At 71.9% G+C, this 25,304-nt stretch carries 18 protein-coding genes; 6 read left to right on the top strand and 12 right to left on the bottom strand.

Going from position 1 to position 25,304, the window contains the following annotated elements:
* Positions 1-417: 417 nt before the first annotated feature.
* Positions 418-2,553, top strand: coding sequence for an alkyl/aryl-sulfatase (locus tag AC5677_RS29445; protein ID WP_497190917.1), 2,136 nt, complete (start codon positions 418-420; stop codon positions 2,551-2,553).
* Positions 2,554-2,674: 121 nt separating this feature from the next.
* Here the strand turns inward: AC5677_RS29445 and AC5677_RS29440 are convergent, their stop codons facing one another.
* Both AC5677_RS29440 and AC5677_RS29435 read right to left on the bottom strand, forming a co-directional pair.
* Complete coding sequence (locus AC5677_RS29440; protein ID WP_497190916.1) at positions 2,675-3,475, bottom strand: VOC family protein; 801 nt, start codon at positions 3,473-3,475, stop codon at positions 2,675-2,677.
* 230 nt (positions 3,476-3,705) lie between these two features.
* Positions 3,706-4,839: an acyl-CoA dehydrogenase family protein gene (locus AC5677_RS29435; protein WP_497190915.1), complete on the bottom strand. Its 1,134-nt coding sequence runs from the start codon at positions 4,837-4,839 to the stop codon at positions 3,706-3,708.
* 359 nt (positions 4,840-5,198) lie between these two features.
* Here AC5677_RS29435 and AC5677_RS29430 point away from each other — a divergent pair, with 359 nt between their 5' ends.
* Together AC5677_RS29430 and AC5677_RS29425 are read left to right on the top strand one after the other, a co-directional pair.
* On the top strand, positions 5,199-6,806 hold the full coding sequence (locus AC5677_RS29430; RefSeq protein WP_497190914.1) for an AMP-binding protein: 1,608 nt from the start codon (positions 5,199-5,201) through the stop codon (positions 6,804-6,806).
* 4 nt (positions 6,807-6,810) lie between these two features.
* Positions 6,811-7,656 carry a PaaX family transcriptional regulator gene (locus tag AC5677_RS29425; RefSeq protein ID WP_497190913.1) on the top strand — a complete coding sequence of 282 codons (846 nt, stop codon included), beginning with the start codon at positions 6,811-6,813 and terminating at the stop codon, positions 7,654-7,656.
* A gap of 21 nt (positions 7,657-7,677) precedes the next feature.
* On the opposite strand, the gene AC5677_RS29420 is transcribed toward AC5677_RS29425, so the two are convergent.
* Positions 7,678-8,403, bottom strand: a complete 726-nt coding sequence (locus AC5677_RS29420) for an HAD family hydrolase (protein ID WP_497190912.1) — start codon at positions 8,401-8,403, stop codon at positions 7,678-7,680.
* Positions 8,404-8,890: 487 nt separating this feature from the next.
* On the opposite strand from AC5677_RS29420, the gene AC5677_RS29415 reads away from it, so the two are divergent.
* The gene (locus tag AC5677_RS29415) at positions 8,891-9,634 is read left to right on the top strand and encodes a TetR family transcriptional regulator (protein WP_497190911.1); all 744 of its coding nucleotides are present in this window, start codon (positions 8,891-8,893) and stop codon (positions 9,632-9,634) included.
* Here the strand turns inward: AC5677_RS29415 and AC5677_RS29410 are convergent.
* Positions 9,591-10,610 (bottom strand): MDR family NADP-dependent oxidoreductase, encoded by a 1,020-nt coding sequence (locus AC5677_RS29410; protein ID WP_497190910.1) that lies wholly within the window; start codon positions 10,608-10,610, stop codon positions 9,591-9,593. The two genes, AC5677_RS29415 and AC5677_RS29410, sit on opposite strands and share 44 nt — an antisense overlap.
* 177 nt (positions 10,611-10,787) lie before the next feature.
* Between AC5677_RS29410 and AC5677_RS29405 the strand changes: the two genes are divergently transcribed.
* Positions 10,788-11,438 carry a ScbR family autoregulator-binding transcription factor gene (locus AC5677_RS29405; RefSeq protein ID WP_497190909.1) on the top strand — a complete coding sequence of 217 codons (651 nt, stop codon included), beginning with the start codon at positions 10,788-10,790 and terminating at the stop codon, positions 11,436-11,438.
* Positions 11,439-11,447: 9 nt separating this feature from the next.
* Here the strand turns inward: AC5677_RS29405 and AC5677_RS29400 are convergent, their stop codons facing one another.
* Both AC5677_RS29400 and AC5677_RS29395 read right to left on the bottom strand, forming a co-directional pair.
* Entirely contained in the window at positions 11,448-13,736 is a 2,289-nt protein-coding gene (locus AC5677_RS29400; protein WP_497196797.1) for a bifunctional salicylyl-CoA 5-hydroxylase/oxidoreductase, read from the bottom strand.
* A gap of 2 nt (positions 13,737-13,738) precedes the next feature.
* On the bottom strand, positions 13,739-14,566 hold the full coding sequence (locus AC5677_RS29395) for an enoyl-CoA hydratase family protein (protein WP_497190908.1): 828 nt from the start codon (positions 14,564-14,566) through the stop codon (positions 13,739-13,741).
* Positions 14,567-14,932: 366 nt separating this feature from the next.
* On the opposite strand from AC5677_RS29395, the gene AC5677_RS29390 reads away from it, so the two are divergent.
* Positions 14,933-15,403, top strand: coding sequence for an ATP-binding protein (locus tag AC5677_RS29390; RefSeq protein ID WP_497196796.1), 471 nt, complete (start codon positions 14,933-14,935; stop codon positions 15,401-15,403).
* On the opposite strand, the gene AC5677_RS29385 is transcribed toward AC5677_RS29390, so the two are convergent.
* From AC5677_RS29385 to AC5677_RS29360, 6 genes are all read right to left on the bottom strand, one after another.
* Positions 15,387-16,868 carry an amino acid permease gene (locus tag AC5677_RS29385; protein WP_497190907.1) on the bottom strand — a complete coding sequence of 494 codons (1,482 nt, stop codon included), beginning with the start codon at positions 16,866-16,868 and terminating at the stop codon, positions 15,387-15,389. The genes AC5677_RS29390 and AC5677_RS29385 overlap by 17 nt on opposite strands.
* 229 nt (positions 16,869-17,097) lie before the next feature.
* The gene (gene argF, locus AC5677_RS29380) at positions 17,098-18,102 is read right to left on the bottom strand and encodes an ornithine carbamoyltransferase (RefSeq protein WP_497190906.1); all 1,005 of its coding nucleotides are present in this window, start codon (positions 18,100-18,102) and stop codon (positions 17,098-17,100) included.
* Positions 18,103-18,344: 242 nt separating this feature from the next.
* A complete protein-coding gene (locus AC5677_RS29375) occupies positions 18,345-19,580 on the bottom strand; it encodes an arginine deiminase (RefSeq protein ID WP_497190905.1) in 1,236 nt (411 codons plus the stop codon).
* A gap of 324 nt (positions 19,581-19,904) precedes the next feature.
* Positions 19,905-22,664 carry a polynucleotide kinase-phosphatase gene (locus AC5677_RS29370; RefSeq protein ID WP_497190904.1) on the bottom strand — a complete coding sequence of 920 codons (2,760 nt, stop codon included), beginning with the start codon at positions 22,662-22,664 and terminating at the stop codon, positions 19,905-19,907.
* Positions 22,661-24,232: a 3' terminal RNA ribose 2'-O-methyltransferase Hen1 gene (locus AC5677_RS29365; RefSeq protein WP_497190903.1), complete on the bottom strand. Its 1,572-nt coding sequence runs from the start codon at positions 24,230-24,232 to the stop codon at positions 22,661-22,663. The genes AC5677_RS29370 and AC5677_RS29365 overlap by 4 nt, the downstream gene beginning before the upstream one ends.
* Before the next feature lie 83 nt (positions 24,233-24,315).
* On the bottom strand, positions 24,316-25,239 hold the full coding sequence (locus AC5677_RS29360) for an LLM class F420-dependent oxidoreductase (protein WP_497190902.1): 924 nt from the start codon (positions 25,237-25,239) through the stop codon (positions 24,316-24,318).
* Positions 25,240-25,304: the final 65 nt, after the last annotated feature.

The following is a 25,304-nucleotide window of genomic DNA, read 5'->3' as shown; positions in this document are numbered from 1 at the left end:
ACCACCGATGGACAAACACCAGCCCACACTGCCCCCACCCGCTGCACAAAGCTGAAAGAGTGGCTGCAGCCACTGGGAGTGCCCTGGGGCTTTTCTGGGACTTCCGGCTGCATCAATGGGCACGAGCGTGAAACAGCAGAGAGGCTGTTCACGCAGGTCAGCGGCTTGAAACCACGCTTCGCAGCAGGTCACGGCGCCCTCTGGTCTCTTCCGGGACATATGGGGAGCGGTCCCGCCGCACCCCAGTCCGCCCCGCACAGGCCCGGAATCAGCCGCACAAGGCGGCAATCTGCCGATTGTGCGGCAGGTCTTGGCCTGCGTGGCTCGATCACCACCTTGTGGGTGACGACGCGTGTGCATAGCGTCACGCTCGCTAGTGCGCGGTCTCAACACACCTACTGTGGGAGCGATTTCGCCATGCCTGGAGAGTTTGAGTACGCCGAGCCCATCGAGCCGTCGGCGGCGGTCGCCGCGGCGAACCGGAAAGCCGCCGAGGCGGCCAGGGCCGCTGACGAGAAGGACGGCAAGGACTTTGCCGACGCCAGCAGGTTCCAGATCGCCCCGCCCGACGCCCCGGTGATCATGTCCCGCAAGGACCCGCAGAAGGTGGTCTGGGACTTCACCGCGTACGACTTCCTCGACCCGGACCTGCGCGGGGAGATGCCGTCGGTCAACGGCAGTCTGCACCGGCAGGGCGAACTGACCGCGATCGCCGGCCTGTTCCAGGTCACTTCCTGCCGCCAGTACCGCATCTACCAGGTGCGTGGCTACGACCTGTCCAACATGACGATCGTCGAGTACGACGAGGGCCTGGTCATCATCGATCCGCTGGCCTGTTACGAGACCGCGCAGGCCGCGCTGAAGCTGTTCCGGGACAAGACGGAGCTCAGCAAGGAGCAGCGGCCGGTCAAGGGGCTGATCTACACCCACTGCCACGTCGACCACTTCGGCGGCGCCCGCGGCATCTTCAGCGAGCTGGGCGACCCGTTGGAGCCCGAGGTGCCGGTCATCGCGCCGGAGGGCTTCCTCGAGCACGCCATCAGCGAGAACGTCTACGCGGGCCCGGCGATGGCGCGGCGCGCGCAGTACATGTACGCGGCGCAGCTGGACAAGAGCCCCATGGGGCAGGTCGGTTCGGGTCTGGGCATGACCATCTCCACGGGTGAGGTGACACTCATTCCGCCGACCGTCCACATCGGCGGGCCGGAGCAGCGGCCGGTCCCCGAGGGTTCTTGGCAGGGCTCGTACGTCATCCCCTGGCGGCCGGGACTGTACGCGTTCGACGGGTTCGGCTTCCCGTTGGTCTTCCAGCTCACGCCGGGCACCGAGGCACCGGCGGAGATGAACATCTACCTACCCGACGCCAGGACGCTGTGCATCGCGGAGAACGCCACGCACACCATGCACAACATCCTCAGTCTGCGCGGCGCACAGGTGCGGGACGCCCACGCCTGGTCGAAGTACCTCACCGAAGCGATCCAGACCTTCGGGAAGGACACCGACGTCCTGTTCGCCTCGCACCACTGGCCGATGTGGGCCGAGGAGGAGGGCAACGGGCGCATCCTCGAATTCCTCAGCAAGCAGCGCGACATGTACGGCTACCTCAACGACCAGTCGCTGCGGATGATCAACAACGGCTACACGGGCAGCGAGATCGCCGAGCGGCTGCCGACCCTCCCGCCCGGCCTGCGCGACCACTGGTACGACCAGGGCTACTACGGCTCGATGAGCCACAACCTCAAGGCGGTCTACCAGCGCTACATGGGCTGGTACGACGGCAACCCGGCGCACCTGTGGCAGCTGCCGCCGATCCAGGCGGGCGCGGCCTATGTGGAGGCGATGGGGGGTGCCGAGGCGGTCGTCGACGCCGCCCGGCGCGCCTACGACAGCGACACCCCCGACGGCTTCCGCTGGGCCGCCGAACTGCTCGACCACGTCATCTTCGCGTCCGCCGCCGAGACGGGCAGCCCACTCGCCGAACCCCAGGTCACCCGGGCCAAGGAGCTCCAGTCCAAGGTCTTCACCCAACTCGGCTACGGCAGTGAGAACAGCACCTGGCGCAACGCCTACCTCACCGGTGCCCAGGAGGTCGTGAGCGGCCCCCAGCCGCTGATCACCAGCCAGACCTCCGTCGACCTGATCCGCAGCACCACCCTGGATCAGTACTTCTCCGCGCTCGCCCGCAGCGTGGACGGCCCGACGGCCGCCGAGCGGCACCGGACCCCGATCGCGCTCAACTGGGTCTTCACCGACGAGACCGGCGTCGAGACCGGCGAGAAGTGCACCACAACGCTCCGCAACGGTGTCCTGGTCTTCGTGGCGGGCGGCGACCGCCTCCTCGAAGCGCCGGACGCCACCATCAAGCTGAGCCGCCGGACACTCGACGAGCTGGCCGGGCCCCTGGGCTTCAAAGAGAACTTCGACCAGGCCGTACAGGACAAGACGATCACGCTGGACGGCGAGAACGCCCAGGAAGCGGCGGACGCCGTCTTCGCCACCCTGACCCGCCCCGACCCGAAGTTCCCGATCGTCACACCGCACACGCGAGACTGACGCCGCGCACCGGGTCGGCCTCACGGCACAGTCCGGAAGCCGGCCCGGTCCGCCTGCCGTTTTCCTGCGACGGCCCCGCCGGCAGATGACCTGCGCCGCGGGGCGGTCTCGGCCCGGTCGCTCAGGCCGCGGCCGGCTCGGGGGTCAGGACCACGAACTCCGCGCCCGCCGGGTCGGTGCACACCGCCAGCCGGCCGACGCCCTCGGCGGTTTCCGGGCCCATGGAGACGGTGCCGCCGTTGCCCGTCACCAGGGCGACGGTGGCATCGCAGTCCGCGGAGCCGAACACCGGGTGCCAGTAGGGCCTTCCGCCGTCCTTGAGGAGGTCCGCGGGGACGCCCATGATGCCGCCGTGCATGCGCTCCTCGCCGCCGCCCTTGGGGGCTATCAGCGTGTAGGTGCCGCCGCCACCGGGGAGGGATATGTCCTGGGTGGTCCAGCCGAATATCTCCTGGTAAAAGGCTTGCGCGGCGGGCGAGTCGGTGGTGTAGAGCTCGATCCAGCCGAGGCTGCCCGGTACGTCCGTCAGCTCGAGGCCCGGGTATCTGCCGGGCTGCCAGATGGCGAAGTACGCGCCCTGCGGGTCGGTGAGCTGGGCGAAACGGCCTTCGGTGTCGCCGACCTCGGCTGGCTCCGTACGGACCGCGCCGCCGGCCCGCTCGACGGAGGCGATCGTGGCGTCCGCGTCCGGGGTGTTGAAATAAACGGTCCATGCGGAGCGGGCGCCTTCCTCGGTGAGGGCACCGACCGCGCCGACGACCTTCCCGTCGAGGCGGAAGAGGGTGTATCCGCCCTCGTCCTCGCTGTAGGGCGCGGCCTGCCAGTCGAAAACGGCGCCGTAGAAGGCGGACGCGGCGGCGATGTCGGGGGCGCCCAGATCGAGCCAGCACGGGGAGCCGGGGACGAAGTCAGTGGTGATCATGGCGGGCCTTCCCTTCGCAATTCCCGTTTCCTCGGTGTGCCGTCCGCGCGCCTCGGTGTGCCGTCCGCGCCGCTCGTGCGCCGCGGCGTGCCAGGCTCCGGCGCCACGCGATGTCCAGCGTCGTCGCGTGACGCCCGGCCCGATATCTAGCCGCCTGATATCCGCCTGATGTCCAGCCTGACATCTGGCACTGACAATCGCCCGTCGGCCGATCACCCGTCGGCCGGTGCTCAGGCCCTGGTGCGGTACAGCTCCTTGGCGATGATGGAGCGTTGCACCTCGGTGGCGCCCTCGTAGATGCGCGGGGCACGGACCTCACGGTAGAGGTGCTCCAGGAGATGGCCGCGGCGCAGGGCGCGGGCGCCGTGGATCTGGACGGCCGCGTCGACGACGTACTGGGCGGTCTCGGTCGCCAGAAGTTTGGCCATGGCCGAGCGGCGGGCGATGTCGGGGGCCCCGGTGTCGTACGCCGCCGCGGCCGCGTAGACGAGGAGGCGCGCGGACTCGACGCGGGTGGCCATCTCGGCGAGCTGGTGGCCGACGGCCTGCAGGTCCCGCAGCGGGCCGCCGAACGCCGTCCGCGCGCCCGCGTGCGTCAGCGCCGCGTCCAGCGCGGCCTGTGCCATGCCGACCGCGAAGGCGCCCACGCTCGGCCGGAAGAGGTTCAGCGTGGCCATCGCGACTGCGAACCCGCCGCCGACCTCACCCAGCACATCCGCCCTGGTCACGGGCGTCCCGTCGAAGACCAGTGTGCCGATGGGGTGCGGGCTGAGCATGTCCAGGGGCTCGCCGGTCAGCCCCTCCCGGCCGGCCGGGACGAGGAAGGCGGTGATGCCGCGGGCGCCCGCCGCGCCGCCGGTGCGGGCGAAAACGGTGGCGAAGTCGGCCTCAGGGGCGTTGGAGATCCAGCACTTCTCGCCGGTCAGCCGCCAGCCGTCCGGCCCGTCCGGTGCGGCGGCCAGGGACAGCGCGGCGGCGTCCGAGCCGGCGCCCGGCTCGCTCAGCGCGAAGGCCGCGACCGCCCGGCCCGCGGTCACCTCGGGCAGCCACCGGGCGCGCTGGGCCGCGCTCCCGGACTGCACGACGGGGTAGGCGCCCAGCCCCTGCAGCGCCAGCGCCGTCTCGGCCTCCGTGCATTCCTGGGCGAGGGACTCCCGCAGCAGGCACAGGTCCAGGGCGCGCAGGGGTCGGTCGGCTGGGAACAGGCGCCGCAGCAGGCCGAGTTCACCGAGGGCGGCGACCAACGGGCGGTTGATCCGGCCCTGTTCGCCCTTCTCCGCCAGCGGGCGCAGTCGTTCGGCCGTCATCGCCCGTAGTTCGGCGCACCATTGCTGTTCGTCCGGTCCCAGCGCGAATGCGGTCACGCGGCGGCTCCCTGGTAGCGGTGGCGGTCTTCGGCGGTCGGCCGCTGCCGCGGGCGCCTGCCTCGCGCGCCGCGTATCGCGATCTGTTGACTGCCGTCACGAACACGTTACGCTGACGAAGGATCCGTACGGCAGTCCCCGAGCGCCGCTCGCCGCACCTCCTGAGCGCCGCTCGCGCACTTCCCGAGTACCGCGCCGCCTGCCGGGTACCGCCCGACGCCCGAGCACTCCCGAGTACGCACGAGCACTCCCTCAGCCGTCCACGACCGGTCCCGTCCGGTTCCCGTACCAGCCTCCACAGTCCCCCATTCCTCCCCGGCCGCTCGCCGGCCGCCACGTCGCCAGGGGGCGCATCTGCCATGGAGCTACGGCCCTCGGCCCACGCCGACACCTTCACGCGCGACCGGCTGCCGCCCCGCGAGCAGTGGCCGCATCTGATCGACCTGGGCTATCCCGACCGGCTGAACTGCGGCGCCGAGCTGCTGGACGCCACGGTCGCGCGGCTGGGCCCCGACCGGCCCGCGGTACGCGATGCGGGCGGGGTGGTGTGGACCTACGGTCAGCTGCAGGAGCAGGTCGATGCGATCGCCCATGTCCTGACCGGGCAGCTCGGTGTGGTGCCCGGCAATCGCGTACTGCTGCGCGGCCCGACCACGCCGTGGCTGGCCGCCTGCTGGCTGGCGGTGATGAAGGCGGGCGCGGTGGCGGTGACCGTCCTGGCCGCCCAGCGGCCCGACGAACTCGCCACGATCTGCCGGCTGGCGCAGGTGCGGTACGCCCTGTGCGATGTCCGCTCCGTGGCCGACCTGGTCAGGGCGGAGGTCCCGGAGCTGGCGATCACGACATTCGGCGGGGAGGGCCCCGGTGACCTGTGGCAGCGCGCCAAGCCCGGATCCGGACCGTACGAGGCCGTCGCGACCGCCGCCGACGATGTCGCGCTGATCGCCTTCACCTCGGGCACCACCGGCCGCCCCAAGGGCTGTCTGCACTTCCACCGGGATGTGCTGGCGATCGCCGACACCTTCTCCGCGAAGGTGCTGCGGCCGCGCCCGGAGGACATCTTCGCCGGCAGCCCGCCGCTCGGTTTCACCTTCGGCCTGGGCGGGCTGGTCGTCTTCCCGCTGCGGGCCGGCGCCTCGGCGTTCCTGTCCGACTGGGGCGGGCCGGAGCGGCTGCTCGGCGATATCGCGGCACACCGGATCTCGGTGCTGTTCACCGCGCCCACCGCCTATCGGGCGATGCTGCCCAAGCTCGCCGCGTACGACGTCTCGGCGCTGCGCCGCTGCGTGGCGGCCGGCGAGAACCTGCCCGCCGCGACCTGGCAGTCCTGGTACGAGGCGACCGGACTGCGGATCATCAACGGCATCGGGGCCACGGAGCTGCTGCACATCTTCATCTCCGCCGCCGATGACGCGATCCGGCCGGGTACCACCGGGCTGCCGGTGCCGGGCTTCGAGGCGCGGGTGGTGGGTGCGGACGGGGTGCCGGTGGCGGACGGCGAGCCGGGGCTGCTGGCGGTCCGTGGCCCGACCGGGTGCCGCTATCTTGCCGACGCCCGGCAGACCGAGTACGTGCACCACGGATGGAACCTGACCGGCGACACCTACATCCGGGAGCCGGACGGCTACTTCCGCTATGTCGCCCGCGCGGACGACATGATCATCTCGGCCGGGTACAACATCGCGGGGCCGGAGGTGGAGGAGGCGCTGCTGCGGCACCCGGACGTGACGGAGGCGGCGGTGGTCGGCCGGCCCGATGCGGAACGCGGGGCGGTGGTCGTCGCGCATGTGGTGCTGCGGGCCGGCGTCGCTCCGGACAAGGACACCGTCGCGGCACTGCGCGCCTTCACCAAGTCCCGTATAGCGCCGTACAAATGCCCCCGCGAGATCGTCTTCCACGGCGCGCTGCCGCGCACCCCCACGGGCAAGCTCCAGCGCTTTCGGCTGCGCGGAGCCGATCTAGAGTGATCCGGTGAGCGACCAGCAAGCGCAGCGCACCCCACGGTCCTTGATCGTCACCTTCTACGGCGCCTACGGGCGCGGCGGGCCCGACGACGTGACCGGCATCGCCGGCCCGGTGCCGGTCGCCGCCCTGATCCGGCTGCTGGGGGCGCTCGGCGTGGATCCGCCGTCCGTGCGCTCCGCCGTCTCCCGGCTCAAGCGCCGCGGTCTGCTCGTCGCGGACCGTACGGCCTCCGGGGCGGCGGCGTACGGCCTGTCGGCCGCCGCCCACCAGTTGCTGGAGGACGGCGACCGGCGGATCTACGGGCGGCCCGCGGCGCGGCTGTCCGACGGCTGGGTGCTGGCCGTGTTCTCGGTGCCCGAGGAGGAGCGGCACAAGCGACATCTGCTGCGTTCCCGGCTGGCCCGGCTCGGCTTCGGGACCGCGGCACCCGGCATCTGGATCGCGCCCGCGCACCTCTACGACGAGACCCGGCACACTCTGGAGCGGCTGCAACTCGCCTCGTACGTCGATCTGTTCACCGGCGCGCACGCGGGCTTCGAGCCGACCGCGCGGGCGGCGGCCCGGTGGTGGGACCTGGACGCCATCGCCGCGCAGCACCGCGCCTTCCTGGACGCGCATGAGCCGGTGCTACGGCGGTGGTCGCGGCGGCGTACGGTGCCTCCGGAGGAGGCGTACCGCGACTATCTGCTGGCGCTGGACGCCTGGCGCCGGCTGCCGTACGCGGATCCCGGGCTGCCCTCTCCTCTTCTGCCCGCGGACTGGCCGGGCGAGCGCGCGGCCGAGGTGTTCGGCCGGCTGCACACCAAGCTCCGGGCGGCGGGTGCCCGTTACGCGCGGGAGGCGACGGCCTGAGGCACGGGGCCCCGCAGGGTGTCAGCGGCGCCGCGGCGGTCCCGCCATCGCGGCGGCCGAGCGCGGCCGGGCGGCGGCGATCACGGAGACCACGTCCTTGAAGGAGCTGCACATCCGGGTGCCGGCGACGCCGGCCAGCTCGCCGAACGACCCGACGCCGTACGTCACCGCGACCGGCTCCATGCGCGCGGTGACCGCCATCCGCATGTCCCCGACGGTGTCCCCCACATACGCGCTCTCCCAGGCCGCGACCCCCAGCCGGCCGGCCGCCCGCAGCACCATCTCCGGGTGCGGCTTGCCGCGCCGGACCATGTCCTGGCCGATGACCGGGCCGACCAGGTCGCGGATGCCCATGACGTCGAGCAGCGCCTCGGCGCTGCGGGTGGTCTTGGAGGTGGCGACGGCGAGTTCGACGCCGTGGGCGCGCAGCGCGGACAGCCCCGCCGTGACACCGGGGAAGAGCAGCTGCGGGCCCTGACAGAGGACCTCGTAGGAGAACAGCTCGCGGTAGCGGTTGATGGCGGCCTGCACCCGGCCGTCGTCCTCGGGCTTGCCCAGCAGCCGGCCGAAGGCGGGGCCGGGAGGCTTGCCGATGGCGGTGGCCGCCTGCCGTGCGGTGACCGAACAGCCCTGTTCCCCGGCCACCTTGACCAGCAGCTTGCTGATCGCGGGAAGGGTGTTGGCGAGCGTCCCGTCGAGATCGAAGACGGCGGCCCTGATCGTCTCGCCGCCGGCGGTGCTCCGCATTCCTCTTACGGGACGCTCGCGGAGTTCCGTTGATACTCGCATGGCTGAGACCTTTCCGGGTTCCGGTGGATGCAGTGGCTCGGTGACGTGCTGGCGCGGTCGTTCGGACGGCCTGCGGTCGACGATGGACGGACTGATGCGGTCTCTCCATGACGCACCGCTGTCCCAGGGCGGTGCATGACAGTCGAGGCGGCTCAACGGAAGCGGATCGCCCGTTTATCGCCTCCAGGAATTTAAAAACCGTCCGCGCTGTTTGTCAATGTGCCCCTGTCACCGCTTTTGGGTCGACAGCGTCACCCCCGAAGGCCCAGACTGTCTGGCGTACGGCGGCGGCGGGCGGCCCCGGACCGGACGGGTGAGCCGGCGTCACCTTCACGCCGCGGCAAGTACTTCCGGCCAATTCCCTTCAAGGGATAGAACCGCATGGTCGGTTTTTTTGTAGACTACATCGAGCTTGCACAGCCGTACTAGAGACGGGACGGACACCGTGCCCACGCAGCATCGCGCCATCCAGAGCCGCCAGGCGCTCATCCGCTCGGCCGCAGAGACTTTCCTGGAGAAGGGAGTGCCCGCCGCGGGCATGGTCGAAGTCAGCCGGCGCGCCCGCCTGAGCAAGGGTGCGCTCTACTTCCACTTCACGTCCAAGGACGATCTGACGCTCGCGGTCCACGACAGCGCGCTGGCCGCCCTGCAAGAGGTCGAGAGCGCCCTCGCCCGCTCCCCACAGCCACTCGTCCCCGCCGTACGGGACTTCGCCGTCGGGCTGTTCGAGCGGGTGCAGTCCGACCCCGTGCTGCGCGCCGGGCTACGGCTGCGGACGGACACGGTCCCGGGGCTCGACATCCACGCCCTGGAGCACCGGTGGTACTCCCTCTTCCTCGACAAGGCGCTCGCCAACGGGGCGTACGGGGCGGCCTATCGGGGCGAGGGCGACGTCGCGGAGGAGGCCGACGGCGAACCGCAGCGCACGGCCCGGCTGCTGACGACCGTGGTGGCGGGCCTGCTGCATCTGGGCGCGGAGGATCCCGCGTGGTGGGACAGGGCGGCCATCATCGGCATGTGGGACCGGCTGTTGGCCGCGCCGGGCGGCGGCGGGGCGGCCGGTGGCCAGGCCCCCGCGGCCGCCCCGGTCCCGCCGCAGCCGTCCGAGGTCGCGCCGCGCTCAGGCGTCACGGCACGGCCCGGTCTCACAGCTCAATCAGCACGGATCCGGTGTGACGCCCCTGGGTGAGCTCACACAGCGCGCGCGGCGCCTGCTCGATGCCCTGTAGCAGGGAATGCGGGAAGACCAGCGAGCCGTCCCGCAGGCCCCGGCCGAATTCCCGGGTCCACTCCTGGGCGAGGTCCGGGTGGGCGTACCGCGAGAAGCCGCGCACGGTCACCCGGCGCGTGATGATCAGCCCCGCGTCCAGCTCTACCGGGGAGGCGACGGCGCCGTCCCCGGCAAGCTGGGTGGAGAGCGCGCCGACCAGCGCGAAGCGGGCGTCGGGGCGGGCCACCGCGAGCGCCGCGGTGAGCTGTTCGCCGGCCACGGTGTCCAGCAGCACGTCGATACCGTCCGGGGCCGCCCGGCGCAGCTGCGGTTCGATCGGCCCGGCGCCGCGCACGACCGTGTCGTCGTAGCCGAGTTCGGCCCGCAGCCGGAGCGCCTTGCGCTCGGAGCTGGTGCTGCCGACGACCCGGCCGGCCCCCAGCCGTCGCGCGATCTGGCCGGCGAGGCTGCCGACGCCGCCCGCCGCGCCGGTGACGAAGACCGTGTCCCCCGGCCGGATCTCGGCGGCTCGGTGCAGCGCGCCCCAGGCGGTGGCGCCCTGCGACAGATGCGCGGCGGGGGTGGGCAGCGCGTCCGGATCGATGCGCCGTACCACGGACTCTTCGGCGAGGGCGAACTCCCGCCATCCGTATGGGTGATGGACGAGTTCACCGGGGGTGAAGCCGCCGCCGGGCGCCGCCACGATCTCGCCGACCGCGGAGCCCCACAGCGCCTGGCCCGGCACGAACGAGCGCATCGGCAGCTCGGCACCGGTCATCTGGGTCCGCATCGCCGCGGTCACCGCCATCAGGCGGGTGCGCACCAGGACCTGTCCGGCCGCGGGCCGGGGCACCGGGGCCTCGGCAAGGGTGAAATGGTCCGGCGTCAGCTCGCCATGGACATGCGAGGCGAGCCGCACCTCCCGATGCGTTGCGGGTACGGAGGTCAGGGACATCGGCCAGCTCCTAGCACTCGTGGGGGGATTCGGCGCCGGATCACTCCGCCGGACGGCGTCGCGGTCCGATACCGCATGGTTGGCTTCCTTATCATGCGGAAAAGAGTCTGGGCGGCCCGGGGGCGACGGATCCTGCTCAGGCACCACAACTCCAAGAGAGCATACGGAGGATGATCAGTGGCCAAGCAGGAACGCGCGGTGCGCACCCGGCGCGCTGTCCTCGAAGCGGCGGCCCACGTCATCGGCGCACATGGGTACCAGGCCGCCACCATGGCCGAGATCATCCAGCGGGCCGGAGTCACCAAAGGGGCCCTCTACTTCCACTTCACCTCCAAGCACGCGCTGGCCCGCGCGGTCGTCACGGAGCAGAACCGTCCCTTCCTCCCGCAGGTGAGCGAGTCCCGGCTGCAGGACGCCATCGACTTCACCCACCAGGTGGCGCTGGCGCTGCGCAGCGATGCGTTGTTGCAGGCCGGGACGCGGATCGCGGTCGAGACGACCTTCAGCGAGGACCCGCTGATGCCCTACCGGGCGTGGACGGAGATCATCGCGACGATGTTCACCGAGGCGCGCGGCAACGGGGAGCTGCTGCACAGCGTGGTGCCGGACCGGGCGGCGGAGTTCTTCGTCGCCGCCTATATGGGGGTGCAGCTGTTCTCACGGGCCGCGACCGACCGCGCCGATCTGCCGGAGCGCGTCACGGCACTGTGGAAGCACACCCTGCCGGGGCTCGCCTCGCCGGGCGCGCTCAGTCATCTGGACCCGCACGGGCGCAGCGTGCAGACCGCCGTCCGCTCCTCCGGCAAATGCCCCGCCGCGCGGCCCTGAGGCCGCCCGTCAGCGCAGGGTGAGGCGGGGTTTGGGGGCGTCGGTGCGCCCGGTGGGCGGGGTGCGGCTGCCTGCCTGGTAGGGCAGCGGCCAGGGGGCGCCGGGGCCCGCGTAGCCCTGCTCCGCGGCGGCGTGCAGGGTCCAGTGCGGGTCGTACAGATGCGGCCTGGCCAGCGCGCACAGGTCCGTGCGGCCCGCCAGCACGAGGGAGTTGACGTCGTCCCAGGAGGAGATGGCGCCGACCGCGATGACCGGTGTGCCGAGGGTGTTGCGGATGCGGTCGGCGAACGGCGTCTGATACGAACGGCCGAAGTCGGGGCGCTCGTCGGACACGACCTGTCCCGTGGAGACATCGATCGCGTCGGCGCCGTGCGCAGTGAAGGCCGCCGCCATCGCCACCGCGTCCTCGGCGGTGGTGCCGCCGTCGGACCAGTCGGTGGCGGAGATCCGGACCGTCATGGGCCGGTCGTCCGGCCAGACCTCCCGGACCGCGTCGAAGACCTCCAGGGGGAAGCGGAGGCGGCCGGCCAGGGAACCTCCGTAGGCGTCGGTCCGTTCATTGGTCAGCGGGGACAGGAATCCGGACAGCAGATATCCGTGGGCGCAGTGGAGCTCCAGGAGGTCGAAGCCGCAGCGGGCGGCGCGCTGCGCGGCGGCGGTGAACTGCTCGCGTATGACGGTGAGTTCGCGTGCGGTCAGTTCGTGGGGGCGCTGGCTGCCGGGCTTGTACGGGAGGGGGGAGGCGGCGACGAGGGGCCAGTTGCCGTCGTCGAGGGGTTCGTCGATGCCGTCCCACATCAGCTTGGTGGAGCCCTTGCGGCCCGCGTGGCCGAGCTGGACGCCGATCGCGGTGCCGGGCGACCGCTCGTGCACGAAGTCGGTGATACGGCGCCAGGCGGTGGCCTGCTGCGAGGTGTAGAGGCCCGCGCAGCCCGGGGTGATGCGGCCCTGCTCGCTGACGCACACCATCTCGGTCATGACCAGCCCCGCGCCGCCGAGGGCCCGTGCGCCCAGGTGGACGAGGTGGAAGTCGCCGGGGACGCCGTCCTGCGCGGAGTACATGTCCATGGGCGAGACGACGACGCGGTTGCGCAGGGTGAGGCCGCGCAGCCGGAAGGGGGTGAACATCGGCGGGGTGCCGTCCGGGCAGCCGGCTTCGCGCTCGACGGCCCCGGTGAAACGGCGGTCGCGCAGCCGCAGGTTGTCGTGGGTGACGCGGCGGCTGCGGGTGAGGAGGTTGAAGGCGAACTGGTGCGGCGGCTGGTCGAGGTAGGTGGCCAGCTCCTCGAACCAGGCGAGGCTGGCGCGGGCGGCGCGCTGGGTGGAGGCGACGACGGGGCGGCGCTCCGCCTCGTACGCGGCCAGGGCGCTTGCGGTGTCCGGCTGCTCCCGGAGGCAGGCGGCCAGCGCGAGGGCGTCCTCGACGGCGAGCTTGGTGCCGGAGCCGATGGAGAAGTGCGCGGTGTGCGCGGCGTCACCGAGCAGGACCGTATTGCCGTGCGACCAGCGCTCGTTGACGACCGTACGGAAGGCGGTCCAGCTGGAGTTGTTGGAGCGCAGCGGTCGGCCGCGCAGGGCGTCGGCGAAGGTTTTGGCGCACCAGTCGGCGGACTCACGTTCATCGGCGCGGTCGAGTCCGGCGGCCCGCCAGACCTCTTCGCGCATCTCGACGATGACCGTGCTCGCACCGGACGGGCCCTGCGGTCCGACGGGCCTCGCATAGGGGTAGGCATGCAGCTGTACGACGCCGTGCTCGGTCTCGGCGATCTCGAAGCGGAAGGCGTCGAACGCGAAGTCGGCGGCGAGCCAGATGTAGCGGCAGCGGTGGGTGGTCAGCCGCGGGCGGAAGGTGTCGGCGGCCGCGGTGCGGGTGGCGCTGTGCACGCCGTCGGCGGCGATCACCAGGTCGTGGCGGCGGGCCAGCTCGGCGGCGGGCGGCGCCTCGGTGCGGAAGCGCAGGTCGATGCCGAGGTCGCGGCAGCGCCGGTGCAGTACGGCCAGCAGCCGGCGCCGGCCGAGCGCCGCGAAGCCGTGCCCGCCGGAGGTGAGGGTGCGGCCCCGGTGCACGATGTCGATGTCGTCCCAGCGGACGAATTCGGCCTGGAGCGCGCGGTAGACCTCCGGGTCGGCGTGCTCGATGCCGCCGAGGGTCTCGTCGGAGAGGACGACGCCGAAGCCGAAGGTGTCGTCGGGGGCGTTGCGCTCCCAGACGGTGATCTCGCGGGTGGGATCGAGCCGCTTGAGGAGGGCGGCGGCGTACAGCCCGCCGGGCCCGCCGCCGATGACGGCGACCCGCATGGCTATTTCCCCTGCCACTTGGGCGACCGCTTCTCGGTGAAGGCGGCGTGGAATTCGGCGTAGTCGGCGCCGTTCATCAGCAGCGCCTGGGTGGCGGCATCCATTTCGACGGCGGCTGCCAGCGGCATGTCGAGTTCGGCGGTCAGCAGCGCCTTGGTCTGGGCATGGGCGAGCGCCGGGCCCTGCGCGAGCCGCCGGGCGAGCGCGGCGGCGGCCGTATCGGCCTGACCCTCGTCGGCCAACTCGCTGATCAGGCCGAGGCGTTCGGCCTCCGGTGCCCGTACCGTGTCGCCGAGCATCAGCAGCCGGGTGGCATGGCCGAGTCCGATGACGCGGGGCAGCAGATAGGCCGCGCCCATGTCGCCGCCGGACAGGCCGACCTTGGTGAAGAGGAACGCGAAGCGGGCGGAGGGGTCGGCGATGCGGAAGTCGGCGGCCAGCGCGAGCACCGCGCCGGCGCCCGCCGCGACGCCGTGCACGGCCGCGATCACCGGGAACGGGGCTTCCCGCAGCGCCCGGACGACCTGGCCGGTCATCCGGTTGAAGTCCAGCAGCTGCCCGGTGTCCATCGACAGGGTGGCGCCGATGATCTCCTCGACGTCCCCGCCGGAACAGAACCCGCGCCCCTCCCCGCCGAGGACGAGGGCACGTACGGAACGCTCCCGGGACAGCTCCGCCAGCAGATCGCGCAGATCCGCGTAGGCCTCGAAGGTGAGGGCGTTGAGCTTCTCGGGGCGCGCGAGGGTGACGGTGGCGACCCCGTCGTTCCTGGTCACCCGGAGGTGTTCCCAGGCGCTGGTGCGGTGGGCGGATCCTGCGAACGGACTCATCGAGCTGCCTGCCCCCTTCGGCCGGACGGCTGGTGCGTGCGGTGAAGCGCGATGGAGTGCGGTGGAGTGCGGTCGGCCGGCCCGGGATGCGCCGGGGTGCTGCCTTTTGAAGTTATCACCGGTTGATTACTGCCGTCACGAGAACGCGATAACAGGACGTGCCCGACACGACGGGCGCCGGAGCGTGCGGCACGGACCGCGGGGACCGCGGCGCAGGGCCGAAAGTCCCGTCCGCCGTGTGACGCAGGTCCCGTCGGTCCCGGCCGCCCGGCCCTGCCCGCGCACCCGAGCGCTTTCTACGGTGAAGGCATCCCGTCGATCCCCTCGATGCCATCGACCCTTGCGAACGGAAGCGCCATGCTGGACATGCCGGAACCGCCCCACCCCCCTGTCTGGCGGATCGCGCTGCCGCACGCCCCGGCCGCCGTCTCCATGGCCCGTGCGCTGGTCCGTGCGGCGCTGCTGGACCTGCGGGCCGCCGCCGACGGCGGCACCGCCGAGCTGCTGACCGCCGAACTGGTCACCAACGCCCTCCGGCACACCCCGTGCACCGGCCCCCTTCAGCTGGTGGTGGAGCGGGTGCCCACCGGCTACCAGGTGGAGGTGCACGACGGCGACCCGGCGCCGTGCACCGGCCGGTGCGGCGAAGCCGTCCGCGAAGACGGCGGAACGGACCGCGACGCGGCGGGCGACGCGCACCGCGGCAACGACCTCGGCGACGCCCTCGGCGACGGCGGCCGCGGCCGCGGCCTGATGCTGGTCCAGGCGCTCAGCTCGGCCGCCGGGTGCCGCCCGACGGCGCACGGCAAGGCGGTCTGGTTCACCCTTCTCGCGTAGCCAGGGCGGGAGCCGGGGCCGCCGCGCCCTCCTCGGCCGCCACCGGCTGCGCCGCGGACGCCAGTCGCGACCGCCGCCGCCCGTAGCAGGCGTACACCAGCGCGCCGACGACCAGGAACGCGGCGAACTGCAGCCAGGTCGCCGGCCCGGTCCCGTAGATCAGATAGAGGCAGAAGCCGATCCCGAGCAGCGGGCTGACCGGGAAGAGCGGCACCCGGAAGCGGCGCGGCAGCGCGGGGCGGGTGCGGCGGAGCACCATCACGCTGAGGTTGACCACCGCCATGACGGCCAGCGTCCCGATGGTGGTCAGGTTCATCACGACGTCCAACGGGACCACCGCGGCCGGGACCGCGAAGACGAGCGCGACGATCCAGGTGTTGGCGACCGGGGTGGCGGTCCGGGGCGAGATCCGCTCGAAGATCCGCGGGATCAGGCCGTCCCGCGACATCGACATCAGGATGCGGGTCTGGCCGTACATCACGGCGAGGACGACGGAGGCGATGGCGACGACCGCGCCGAAGGCGATCACGCCGCCGCCGAGCGCGGAGTGGGTGACGCGGTTGACGATCAGCGACAGCGCGGCGGGCTGATCGGCCACCTGGTCCGCGGAGAGCGCGCCGATGGCGGCGACCGCGACCAGGCAGTACAGGACGGTGACCACGCCGATGCAGATGAGGATCGCGACGGGGATGTTGCGCCGCGGGTTCTTGACCTCTTCGCCGGCCGTGGTGATCGCGTCGAAGCCGATGTACGAGAAGAACGCGACGGAGGCACCGGAGGTGATCCCGGCGACGCTCTGCGGGGCGAAGGGCGAGAGGTGACCGGCCCGGAAGGCGCTGAAGCCGATGGCGCAGAACAGCACCAGGACCGCGAGCTTGAGGACGGCCATCGCGGCGGTCGCGCGGGCGCTCTCCCGGATGCCGCGGACGAGGAGGAGCGCGGCGAGCAGTATCACGACGACGGCCGGGATGTTGACGATGCCGCCGTCACCGGGCGGGCTGGAGAGCGCGGCCGGCAGCTGCCAGCCGGTCAGGCTGCCCAGCAGTTCGTTCAGATACTGCCCCCAGCCGACGGCGACGGCCGACACCGAGATGCCGTATTCGAGCAGCAGGCACCAGCCGACGAGGAAGGCGGTGCGCTCGCCGAGGGTGGCGTAGGCGTAGGAGTACGAACTGCCCGAAACCGGTATCGCGCCGCCCAGCTCCGCGAAGGAGAAGGCGGTGAAGACGCAGGTGATGGCGGCGAGCACGAAGGAGACGATGACGGCGGGCCCCGCCTCCGCGACCGTGTCGGAGAGTCCGACGAAGATGCCCGTACCGACGATCGCGCCGATGCCGAAACATACGAGCTGGAAGAGCCCCATGCTGCGCTTGAGGCCGTTGCCCGCGCGGTCCGTGCCGGATTCGGCGAGGAGGAGGTCGGGGGACTTGATGCGCAGCCCGGGGCGGGAGGCGGACGAGCTCATGGGGGGTGGATCTCATCTCTGGTGGTGCGGTGCGCGCGGCGGGGGTGGGCCGCACACAGTTCGGGGTCCGGACCGGTGGGTCCGAACCCCGTGAGCGGCTCGATGGTAGCCGTTCCGTCCGCATGATCGCCCGTTGTGACGTATGGCTATGCAGCGCGGACGGTGCGATATCCCCTGCGGTGTGCCGTGCCGCGGCGGCGCGCCGCGGGGCACCGGCACCGGGCGCCGGTTACCGCCCCAGCGTGGCGACCAGCACCGCCTTGATCGTGTGCATGCGGTTCTCCGCCTCGTCGAAGACCACGGAGTGCGCGGACTCGAAGACCTCGTCGGTGACCTCCAGCGACTCCAGCCCGTGCCGCTCGTGGATGTCCCGGCCGACCGCGGTGCCCAGGTCGTGGTAGGCGGGCAGACAGTGCAGGAACTTCACCTCCGGCTTCCCGGTGGCGCGCAGCACGTCCATGGTGACGGCGTACGGGGCGAGCAGCGCGATCCGCTCGTCCCAGACCTCCTTGGGCTCCCCCATCGAGACCCAGACGTCCGTGGCGACGAAGTCCGCGCCGCGCACGCCCTCCGCGACCTCCTCGGTGAGGGTGAGGCGGGCGCCGCTGATGTCGGCCAGCGCGCGGGCCCGGTCGATCACCGCCTCCTCGGGCCACAGCTGCTTCGGCGCCACGATCCGTACGTCCATGCCGAGCAGCGCGCCGGTGACCAGGTAGGAGTTGCCCATGTTGTTGCGGGCGTCGCCGAGGTAGGCGAAGGCGGTCTCCTCCAGGGGGCGGCCCCCGCCGTGCTCGACCATGGTGAGCACGTCGGCGAGCATCTGGGTGGGGTGCCAGTCGTCGGTCAGCCCGTTGAAGACGGGCACCCCGGCGTGCGCGGCGAGCTCCTCGACGTCCGCCTGCCGGCTGCCGCGGAACTCGATGCCGTCGAACATCCGGCCCAGCACGCGCGCGGTGTCCTTGACCGACTCCTTGTGCCCGATCTGCGAGCCGGACGGGTCCAGGTAGGTCGTCGAGGCGCCCTGGTCGGCGGCCGCGACCTCGAAGGAGCAGCGGGTCCGGGTCGAGGTCTTCTCGAAGATCAGGGCGATGTTGCGGCCCTTGAGGCGGGCGATCTCGGTCCCGGCGCGCTTGGCTGCCTTGAGTTCGGCCGCGAGGTCGATCAGTCGGCGGAATTCCTCGGCGCTGAAGTCCAGCTCCTTGAGGAAGTGGCGGCCCGTGAGGTCTATCGCCATGGTGGACTCCTGGTTCGCGGCAATCGAGGCGGACGAATGTGAACCCTGGAAGTGTATACGAGACTACGTATCTCTATACGTAGACCCCGTGACGCTCCCGGGCCGGTCACGGGCCCGCCGCACCGGCGCGGCCCGGCCCCGCCCCGACCGGGTACCCGCAGTCGGGCCACCTCCCGTCAGGCCCCTCGCCCCGGGCCGTCCGGGCAGGTCATCGGGTCAGGACACGGTTCGGATCCGTCGCGTCAGGCCGTTCCCGGTACAGCGTCCCGCGTCACCGGGCAGCTCATGCACCGCGGCCCGCCCCGTCCCCTGCCCAGCTCACTCCCGGGGATGGTGATCACCTCGATGCCGCGCTTGCGCAGAAAAGTATTCGTGGTGACGTTCCGCTCGTAGGCCACGACCACGCCCGGCTCCACCGCCAGCACATTGCAGCCGTCGTCCCACTGCTCCCGCTGCGCGGAGTGCACGTCCTGGGTCGGCGTCAGCACACGGATGTCGTCCAGTCCCAGGGCGGCCGCTATCGCCCGGTGCATATGCTCCGGCGGATGGTCGGTGACCTTGAGGTCCCGGTCGCCCGAACCGGCCTCGATGGTGTACGAGCGGAGCATCCCCAGCCCCGCGTACTGCGTGAAGGTGTCCCCGTCGATCATGGTCATGACGGTGTCCAGATGCATGAAGGCCCGGCGCTTGGGCATGTCCAGCGCCACGATCGTGCGCGCCGACCCCGCCGCGAACAGCCCGCGCGCCAGCAGCTCCACGGCCTGCGGGGTGGTCCGCTCGCTCATCCCGATCAGCACCGCCCCGCTGCCCAGCACCAGGACGTCGCCGCCCTCGATCGTCGAGGGGTAGTCGGCCTGGCCCTCGGACCAGACGTGGAAGTCCTCGCCGCGGAAGAGCGGGTGGTGCCGGTAGATCGCCTCGTAGTGCACGGTCTCGCGCTGCCGGGCGGGCCAGCGCATCGCGTTGATCGACACCCCGTCGTAGATCCAGGCGGAGGTGTCGCGGGTGAAGAGGTGGTTGGGCAGCGGGTCGAGCAGGAAGTCGTCCATCTCCATGACGTGGAAGCGGACGGAGGTCGGCTCGGCATGCCGTTCCAGGAACTCCCGCTTGGTCATGCCGCCCACCAGCGCCTCGACCAGCTCGGACACCGGCAGCTCCTCGAACGCCGCCCGGAGGTGGTCGGTGGCCAGCGGCCCGTATTCCTTCTCGTCGAAGACCCGGTCAAGGACCAGCGTCCGCGCCTCGGGGATCTGCAGGCTGTCGGCGAGCAGATCCCCGAAGAAGTGCACATCCACGCCCCGGTCGCGGAGCACATCCGCGAACCCGTCGTGCTCGGCCCGCGCCCGGCGCACCCAGAGCACGTCGTCGAAGAGCAAGGCGTCCTTGTTGGAGGGCGTCAGCCGCTTCAGCTCCAGATCGGGGCGATGCAGAATGACCCGGCGCAGCCGCCCGGCCTCGGAGTCGACATGGAATCCCATCTCCCCATCTTGGCCGCTCGGAGGCGAGTACGAACATCATCGGGACATCTCGGCCGATGTTGCGGGGTCGCGCCGGGCGGCGCGGCGGCCCGGGGGGCCCGATCGCGCCCGGAATTCCGCCGGCAATCCCCCGCCCGGGGGCGGGAGTTGCCCGCGGGGGCGGCCTCGCCGTGAGCCGACGTGGTGCCGGGTGGTTCCGGGCGGCGCGGGCGAGCCCGGTGGCCGCGGTGGCCCCCCGTTGCCCCGGCCGGTCCGGCCCGCCCGGCTGCCCCGGAGACGTACGGCGGACGGCCTCCGGGGCCCCCTTACAGCCGGGGCTCCCCGCTACAGCCGCGGGTCCACCGGCTCGGACTCCAGCGCGAGCACCGCGAAGACGGCCTCGTGGACGCGCCACAGCGGTTCGCCGTCCGCCATCCGGTCGAGCGCTTCCAGGCCGAGCGCGTACTCGCGCAGGGCGAGCGAGCGCTTGTGGCCCAGATGGCGGACCCGCAGGCGCCGCAGATTCTCCGGACGGGTGTACTCCGGCCCGTAGATGATCCGCAGGTACTCGCGGCCGCGGCACTTGATGCCCGGCTGGATGAGCCGGCCGTCCTCGCCGCGTATCAGCGCCGGCAGCGGCTTGACCACCATGCCCTCGCCGCCGTCCGCGGTGAGATCCAGCCACCAGGCGATACCGGCCGCAACCGATGCCTCGTCCTCGGTGTCGACGACGAGCCGGCGGGTCGGGGCGAGGAGTGCCGTCGGACCGCCGTCCCCTCCCCCAGGTGCGGCCCCCGGTTCCGCCCCCGCCGCCTCCGCCTCGATGAGCCGGTCGATCATCGCGAGCTGGTCGGTGTGCGCGAGCCCGGCCAGGTTGCGGCCCTGTACGGCGAGGATCTGGAACGGGGCGAGCCGGATGCCCGCCAGCTCGTCGGTCCCGGTGGGCCGTTCCGCGCCGACGCGCCAGCAGTAGCGCCGGTAGGCCTGCGTGAACGCGGCGGCGTCCGACGCCCGGTCCCGCTGCCGGTCGAGCAGCGGCGCGACGTCGACGCCCCGCGCGGCCGCCGCCTCCAGCGCCCCGAGCGCGCCCGGGAACACCGCCCCGGAGGCCGCGCCGACGGCCGCGTACTGCTTGCGCAGCAGACCGGTCGCCTTCAGGGACCACGGCATCAACTCGGCGTCCAGCAGCAGCCAGTCCGTCTCCAGCTCCGCCCACAGCCCGGCCCGCTCCGCGCACTCGCGGACCCGCCGCAGGATGCGTTCGGTCGTCTCCGGGTCGTCGAAGAACGGCCGTCCCGTACGGGTGTAGAGCGCGCCCGATACGCCCTCCGGTACGCCGAAGCGCTCGCGCGCCGCGGCCTCGTCGCGGCAGACCAGCACCACCGCGCGGGAGCCCATGTGCTTCTCCTCGCACACGACCTCGCGCACGCCGTCGGCGCGGTAGGCGGCGAACGCCTCGGCCGGGTGCTCCAAGTACCCCTCTTCCTTGGACGTGGCGCAGGGCGCCATCGTCGGCGGCAGGTACGGCAGCAGCCGGGGATCGATCGCGAAGCGGCTCATCACCTCCAGCGCGGCCGCGGCGTTCTCCTCCTTGACCGCGAGCCGGCCCATGTAGCGGGTCTCGACGATGCGCCGTCCGGCCACGTCGTCGAGGTCCAGCGGACGGCCGTCCAGGCCGCCGGGGGCTTCGGTGGCCAGCGGCTTGGCGGGCTCGTACCAGACCTTCTCCGCCGGTACGTCCACCAGCTCGCGCTCCGGCCAGCGCAGCGCGGTCATGGTGCCGCCGAAGACGCAGCCGGTGTCGAGGCAGATGGTGTTGTTGAGCCAATTGGCGCGCGGGGTGGGTGTGTGGCCGTAGACGACGGCGGCGCGGCCCCGGTAGTCCTCGGCCCAGGGGTAGCGCACGGGCAGGCCGAACTCGTCGGTCTCGCCGGTCGTGTCGCCGTACAGCGCGAACGAGCGCACCCGTCCCGACGTCCGGCCGTGGTACTTCTCCGGCAGCCCGGCGTGACACACCACCAGCCCGCCGCCGTCCAGGACGTAGTGGCTGACCAGGCCCTGGATGAAGTCCGCCACCTCGGCGCGGAAGGCGTCGTCCTCCTTCTCCAGCTGTGCGATCGTCTCGGCGAGTCCATGGGTGTGCTGGACCTTGCGTCCCTTGAGGTAACGGCCGAGCTTGTTCTCGTGGTTCCCGGGCACGCACAGGGCGTGACCGGCGGCGGTCATGCCCATCACCAGGCGCAGCACACCGGGGCTGTCCGGCCCGCGGTCGACGAGGTCACCGACGAAGACGGCCGTACGGCCCTGCGGGTGTGCGGCGTCCACGGCCCGGCCGAGTGCGTCGCGCTCCAGGGCGTAGCCCAGCCCACCGAGCAGGCTCTCCAGCTCGGAGCGGCAGCCATGGATGTCGCCGATGATGTCGAACGGTCCCGTGAGATGGCGCAGGTCGTTGAACCGCCGCTCGGTGACGATCTCCGCGGCCTCGACCTCCTCCTGGCCGCGCAGGATGTGCACCTTGCGGAAGCCTTCCCGCTCCAAGTGCCTTATCGAGCGCCGGAGTTCGCGCTGATGGCGCTGGATGACCCGGCGGGGCAGCCCGGCCCGGTCGGCGCGCTCCGCATTGCGGGCAGCGCAGACCTGCTCGGGTACGTCGAGCACGATCGCCACCGGCAGTACATCGTGCTCGCGCGCCAGCCGAACGAGCTGGGCGCGGGCCTCGGACTGCACATTGGTGGCGTCGACGACGGTCAGCCGGCCGGCCGCCAGCCGCTTGGCCGCGATGAAGTGCAGCACATCGAAGGCGTCGCGGCTGGCGCTCTGGTCGTTCTCGTCGTCGCTGACCAGCCCGCGGCAGAAGTCGGAGGAGATGACCTCGGTCGGCTTGAAGTGCCGGGCGGCGAAGGTCGACTTACCGGAGCCGGTGGCACCGATCAGCACGACGAGCGAGAGGTCGGGCACGGCGAGCGTGCGCCGCGCCCGCTCGGCCCGCGGCTGCGGCCGGCGCTCGCTCTCCTGCTCGCGCCCGCTCCCCTGGTGGTTCTCGTGCCGGTCCTCCTGCTGGTGCTGCTGCTCGTCCTCGTGCTCCATACGGTCGGCGTCCGTCATGCCGCGGCCTCCTTCCCTCTCATCGACCTGCTACCGCTCTCCCCGCCACCGCTGTTCGTGTCGGCACCGCCGCTCCCGGGACCGTCGCCGCTCTCGTGATCACCGCCGCTCCCGTGACCACCGCCGTCGTCCCCGGCAAGGCGGAAGCGGGCGAGCTGGGTGGGCGGCCCGACCTCGGGGTCCTCCGGGCCCACCGGGCCGAAGGTCACCGCATAGCCGTGCCGCGCGCCGACCTCCTGCGCCCACCGCCGGAACTCCTCCCGGGTCCATTCGAAGCGGTGGTCCGCATGGCGCACCTGCCCGGCCGGCAGCGACTCCCAGCGCACGTTGTACTCGACGTTCGGCGTCGTCACCACGACCGTCCGCGGCCTGGCCGACCCGAACACCGCGTACTCCAGCGCCGGCAGCCTCGCCGGATCCACATGCTCGACGACCTCGCTCAGCACCGCCGCGTCATATCCCTGGAGCCTGTTGTCGGTGTACGCCAGCGATCCCTGTACGAGGCGTACGCGTTCCGACTGCCGCTCGGACATCCGGTCCAGCCGCAGCCGGCGCCGCGCCTCGTGCAGCGCCCGCATCGACACGTCCAGGCCGACGATCTCGGTGAACTGCCGCTCCTTGAGCAGCGCACCGACCAACTGCCCCTGACCACAGCCCAGATCGAGCACCCGCGACGCCTTGGCGGCACGCAGCTCCGCCAGGATCGCCTCCCGCCGCTGCACGGCGAGCGGTACCGGTTTCTGCTCGGTGTCCACCTCCTCGTCCACGGCGTTGTCGATCTCCTCGCCGTCGGCGTCATCCGCCTCGGCGAGCCGCTCCAGCGCCAGCCGTTCGATGGCTCGGCGCGTCAGGGCCCAGCGCCGCGCGAGATAGCGGCCGACGATCAGCCGCTGCTCCGGGTGGTCCTCCAGCCAGCCCTCGCCGGCCCTCAGCAGCTTGTCGACCTCGTCGGGCGCGACCCAATAGTGCTTGGCGTCGTCCAGGACCGGAAGCAGCACATACAGATGCCGCAGCGCCTCGCCGAGCCGGCGCTCCCCTTCCAGGACGAGCCGCACATAGCGCGAGTCACCCCACTCCGGGAACGTCTCGTCCAACGGCAGCGGTTCCGCGGTCACCGACCAGCCCAGCGGCCGGAAGAGCTTGCGCACCAGCTCCGCCCCGCCCCGCGCCGGCAGCACCGGCACCTCGATCCGCAGCGGCATCGCCCGCTCGGGCAGCTCCGGCCGCGCCTTGCACTGCCCCTTCATCGCGCTGGCGAAGACGCTGCGGAGCGCCACCGCCAGCAGCGAGGACGCCGCGTACGGGCGGTCGTTGACGTACTGCCCGAGCGCCGAATCCGGCGCGCCGCCCCGGCCCTTCCCCTGGCCCCGGCGGACCAGGGCGACGGGATCGACCTCCAGCAGCAGGGCCGCCGTGCACCGATGCTCCTCGGCCTCGGGATAGAGGACATGCGCGACTCCGTACGCCGTCGAGAACTGCTGGGCGTTGTCGGGATGCTTGTGCAGCAGGAATCCGAGGTCGGTCGCGGGACGGTCGGCGCTGCCGGTGGTCGTTATCGTCAGGAACACATATCCGAGTATTGCTTCACCGGCGGCGATCTCCCACCGGATTTCCGGCAGTGCCCGCGCCTGGCCGCAGCCGGAGTCCGGTCTCAGCCCAGCTGCGACTGCACCTTTGCGGAGATCAGCTCCAGGTGATCCAGATCGTCGAGGTCCAGCATCTGCAGATAGATCCGGGACGCGCCGACGGCTTCGTACCGGCCGATCTTGTCGACGACCTCGGCGGGCGTGCCCGCGAGGCCGTTGGCCTTCAGTTCATCCACCTCCCGTCCGATGGCCGCGGCTCGCCGCGCCACCTCGGCGTCGTCCTTGCCGACGCAGGCCACCAGGGCATTGGAGTACACCAGGTCGTCGCCCCTGCGCCCGGCAGCCTCGGCGGCCGCCCGCACCCGTCCGAACTGGCGCTCTGTGTCGTCGAGCGAGGCGAAGGGAATGTTGAACTCGTCGGCGTACTGCGCCGCCAGCCGCGGCGTACGCGTCGCGCCGTGTCCGCCGACCAGCACCGGCACCTTGCCCTGGGCGGGCTTGGGCAGCGCGGGCGACTTCTCGAGCTGGAAGTGCTTGCCGTCGTAGGAGAACTCCTTTCCTTCCTCGGTGGCCCACAGGCCGGTGATGATCGCCAACTGCTCTTCCAGGCGCGCGAACTTCTCCTTGGGGAAGGGAATTCCGTACGCCTTGTGCTCCTCCTCGAACCACCCCGCACCGAGGCCGAGCTCGACCCGGCCGCCGGACATCTGGTCGACCTGCGCCACCTGAATGGCCAGCACGCCGGGGAGCCGGAAGGTGCCCGCCGTCATCAGCGTCCCGAGGCGGATGCGCCGGGTCTCGCGGGCCAGTCCGGCCAGCGTGATCCAGGCGTCCGTCGGACCGGGCAGCCCGTCGGCGTTACCCATCCGCAGATAGTGGTCGGACCGGAAGAACGCATCAAAACCGAGGTCCTCGGTGGCTTTGGCGACCGTAAGAAGAGTGTCGTAGGAAGCGCCCTGCTGGGGCTCCGCGAAGATTCGTAGATCCATACCTCCATCCTGCACGTTTGGCGGCGGACCAACCGTCAGAGCGGGTCGATGCACCAGGTCGGATC

The organism is Streptomyces sp. JLSY215, from assembly GCF_059682825.1.
Note: the sequence above shows the minus strand (reverse complement) of the source record. Positions and strands in the feature narration are given on the sequence as shown.